This is a genomic window from Porphyromonas sp. HMSC065F10, assembly GCF_001808555.1.
GTDB lineage: Bacteria > Bacteroidota > Bacteroidia > Bacteroidales > Porphyromonadaceae > Porphyromonas_A.
Window position 1 is genome coordinate 1 of sequence record NZ_KV793797.1, and the last position, 3709, is coordinate 3709.

A 3709-nucleotide genomic window follows, 5' to 3' on the forward strand; every position below is an offset into this window, starting at 1 on the left:
ACGGGCACCCCTGTCGGGGTGCTTCGTACCCCCTCTTCACGATGAGTTGGATGACTTATGTAAAGATTAAATGCGTCACCCCTACTTGCTCATCTCGAGCATACGGCGGATCGGGACGATTGCCCGCTCGCGGACATCATCGGGCACCTTCACCTCATACTGGTCGTGGAGGAGACTCTCGTACACGTCCTCGAGGCTGATGAGCTTCATCGTGCGGCAGTGCTTCTCGGGGATCATGCTGACGAAGGTGTGCTGCGGATAGCGCCGCTCCAGCTCCGTCATGATGCCGATCTCGGTCCCGATGCAGAAGGTATGCGGCTCGGCAAAGGCAGCGGGACGCTTGAGGATCGCTGCTGTGGACCCAAAGAGGATCCGCGGATTGTCCTGATAGTCCCTCTCTCGGGCGACGGGGGACTCGGGGTGGATCAGTAGCTCGGCATCGGGGTACTCTGTGAGGAAACGCTCGACAGCGATGCGATTGACCACCTCGTGGACCACGCAGCAGCCGTCCCAAATGTCCATCTCGCGCCCAGTCTTGGAGCGGATATAGTTGCCTAAGTTGCGGTCGGGGCAGAAGAGCATCGGGCAGTCCTTAGGGAGCTTGCGGACGATGTCGAGGGCATTGGAGGAGGTGACGCAGTAGTCGGTCTCAGCCTTGACGTCGGCGGTGGTATTGACGTAGCTGACGACGATGCCGTCAGGGTGCTGCTCCTTCCACGCCCTCAGGTCGGAGCCCTTGATCGCTGAGGCGAGGGTGCAGCCGGCGTATCGGACGGGGAGGAGTACTCTCTTCTCCGGCGAGATGATCGAGGCGGTCTCGGCCATAAACTTTACTCCGCAGAAGACGATCACCTCCGCATCGGTCCGCCCCGCCTCCTGAGAGAGCTGGAGGGAGTCGCCGAGCAGGTCAGCGGCTCGCTGCACCTCTGCCGTCTGGTAGAAGTGCGACAGGATCACCGCATTTCTCTCCTCCTTAAGTCGCTTGATCTCGCTGTAGAGCTGTTCCTGAGTCATCATTTCCTGTCTGAGGTTCCCTTTTCCTTGTGTCCAAAGTTCATACTGATGTCGAGCGCCCTCACGGAGTGGGTCAGGGCGCCGACGCTGATGTAGTCGACGCCACACTCGGCGATGGCGCGGATGGTCTCGGCGGAGACGTTGCCGGAGGCCTCGGTCTTTGCCCGGCCATCAATGAGACGAACCGCCTTAGTCATCATCTCGGTGGACATATTATCCAGCATAATGATGTCAGCACCGACCCGTGCCGCCTCCTCCACCTGCTCGAGGGTCTCCGTCTCCACCTCGATCTTGATGGAGAGCGGGAGGGAGCGCTGCGCTGACTCTACGGCGGCGGTGATGCTGCCGGCGAGCTTGATGTGATTGTCCTTCAGGAGGCACATGTCGCTGAGCCCGAGGCGGTGGTTGTACCCTCCGCCGTGGCGTACCGCCATCTTATCCGTCAGTCGGTGCCCCGGCAGCGTCTTGCGCGTGTCGAGGACGTGCGCCCCGGTGCCCTCGCAGAGCTTGACGAGCTGTGCTGTCGCCGTGGCGATGCCGCTCATGCGCTGGAGGAAATTGAGCATCGTCCGCTCCGCCCCGAGGAGCGTGCGGTAGGTGCAGCGGATCCGGATCAGGTCCTGCCCCTTGGTGATGTGGTCTCCATCGGCGACGAGTGGCTCATAGTCCACCTCCTCGTCGATGTCGGCTACCGCCTCTATCAGTCGGTGGGCCACCTCGATGCCGGAGATGATGCCGTCCGCCTTGGCGGTGATGAAGGCGGTCTGGAGCTCCTCCCTCGGGATGATTGAGAGGGTGGCGAGGTCGTGCGAGACCCCATCCTCGTCCAGGGCGAGGTCGATGAGACGATCTAAGTTCTCCTCCTCTATGTCGTATGTATGCATGATTGTGCTAAAGTATGGTGATGAAAAAATGACTCGCTCTTACTCCTCAGCGACCGGCTCTTGGCGAATGGTGTCGTCCCGGTCGATGAGCGTGTGGAAGACGCTGCCCTGCGGCTTTGTCGCAGTGAAGTCCTCCCTATAGTGGCAGCCGCGCGACTCCTCTCGGGAGAGGGCGGAGCGGGCGATCAGCGTGGAGAGGTGGAGCCTCCGGAGGGTCATCAGGGCGTAGACGTTGTCCCGGCTCAGCGGCCGCACGCGCTCCTCCTCGGTGCCTAGCTGCACGATCAGTCGCCGGAGCTCGTCCCCGCGACGGATGATGCCACAGTAGGCGGTCATCAGTCGGGCGCACTTCTCCTCGATCGGCTTTCCCTCCCTCCGGTACCACTCCTCCGACTGCTCCCGGCCGAGGCTCGGCACGCTCTCCTCCGGCAGGTCGGTGAGGTCGACGGGATCGCCCTCGGCCCTCTCCGCCACGCGCTTGCCGTAGACGAGGCACTCGATGAGGGAGTTGGAGGCGAGGCGATTGGCGCCCATGACGCCGGTGCTCGCTGCCTCTCCGACGGCGTAGAGCCCGGGGAGGGAGGTGTGTCCCTCTAGGTCGGTCGCTATCCCGCCCACGGTGTAGTGGGCGGCAGGCGCCACGGGGATCTCTCGGGTGATGTCAATGCCGAGGGAGTCGAGGTAGGCGGTGATGGTGGGGAAGCGGTGGCGGATGCGCTCCGGGTCCAGGTGGCTCAGTGAGAGGCGGACGTGCGAGGCACCGCTCTTCTTCATCTCGCGGAAGATCTCCCTCGCCACCACGTCCCTCGGTGCGAGGTCGGCCAGGGGGTGACGCCCTTTCATGAAGGGCTCGTCGTGATCATTAAGGAGGATCGCTCCCTCCCCGCGGACCGCCTCGCTGATGAGGAAGGCGTGGTCCGTCTCCGTGTATAGTCCCGTGGGGTGAAACTGGATAAACTCCATATCTCGCAGCTCCGCACCGCCCTCATGAGCGAGTGCGCAGCCGTCCCCGAGGGCGGTGGGAGGATTGGTCGTGGGGCTGAAGAGTGCCCCGCAACCTCCCGTGGCGAGGATGACGCTACCGGCGAGGAAGGGCTCGATGCGGTGTGCCTCCTTGTCGTACACGAGGATGCCACGGCAGCGTCCCCCACGGACGATCAGCTCCAGCGCCTCGTGGTGCTCAAAGAGGGTGATCGCCTCCTGCGCCCTCACCTGGCGGATCATGAAGTCAGAGATCCGATGCCCGGTGTCGTCTCCCCCGGCATGGAGGATCCGGTGGTGGTGATGCCCGCCCTCCAGTCCGAGAGCGGTCTGTCCATCGGGAGTCTTGTCAAAGGTCATCCCCATGCCGACCACCTCGCTTATCCGTGCCGGTGCCTCCTCCGTGAGGACGCGGACGGCATCGGGGTCGTTGAGGTAGACACCGGCAACGATGGTGTCGTCATAGTGCTCATCGGTGGTGTCGCCCGGCGCACTGACAGCGGCTATGCCGCCCTGAGCGTGGTACGAATTGCTGTCCTCGACCGCTCCCTGAGCGATCAAGGCTACGGAGCCGCGTCGGGAGAGATGGTAGGCAGAGTATAGGCCTGCGAGGCCGCCGCCGACGACGACAAAGTCAAAAAGCCGCTTCATTATACTACGGTACTGGTTATACTCTCTACAAATGTAGCCTTTTTGTCACTCAATCCCTAAGCCGTGCGCGCATCGCATCGATTGGTGACACCTTTGAGCACTACAACTAAGAAGAAAGCACCCTTGGTGGGGTGTCATCTCGCCTGCTGATCCCGCAGGGGCGCAGCCCCGGAGGGATC

General features: G+C 62.7%; 3 protein-coding genes. All 3 read right to left on the reverse strand.

The window, feature by feature from the left end; genetic code table 11:
- Nucleotides 1-81 precede the first annotated feature (81 nt).
- The 3 genes from nadA to nadB are packed head-to-tail and all read right to left on the reverse strand — an operon-like array spanning nucleotide 82 to nucleotide 3530.
- Nucleotides 82-1014 (reverse strand): quinolinate synthase NadA, encoded by a 933-nt coding sequence (gene nadA / locus HMPREF2890_RS05750; protein ID WP_070466542.1) that lies wholly within the window; start codon nucleotides 1012-1014, stop codon nucleotides 82-84.
- Complete coding sequence (gene nadC, locus HMPREF2890_RS05755) at nucleotides 1014-1898, reverse strand: carboxylating nicotinate-nucleotide diphosphorylase (protein ID WP_070466479.1); 885 nt, start codon at nucleotides 1896-1898, stop codon at nucleotides 1014-1016. The genes nadA and nadC overlap by 1 nt, the downstream gene beginning before the upstream one ends.
- Nucleotides 1899-1937: 39 nt before the next feature.
- Nucleotides 1938-3530 (reverse strand): L-aspartate oxidase, encoded by a 1593-nt coding sequence (gene nadB / locus HMPREF2890_RS05760; protein WP_070466481.1) that lies wholly within the window; start codon nucleotides 3528-3530, stop codon nucleotides 1938-1940.
- Nucleotides 3531-3709: the final 179 nt, after the last annotated feature.

Coding starts and splice junctions, on each gene's coding strand:
- nadC (WP_070466479.1), bottom strand. CDS start 1,898: ATGCATACATACGACATAGAGGAGGAGAACTTAGATCGTCTCATCGAC.
- nadA (WP_070466542.1), bottom strand. CDS start 1,014: ATGACTCAGGAACAGCTCTACAGCGAGATCAAGCGACTTAAGGAGGAG.
- nadB (WP_070466481.1), bottom strand. CDS start 3,530: ATGAAGCGGCTTTTTGACTTTGTCGTCGTCGGCGGCGGCCTCGCAGGC.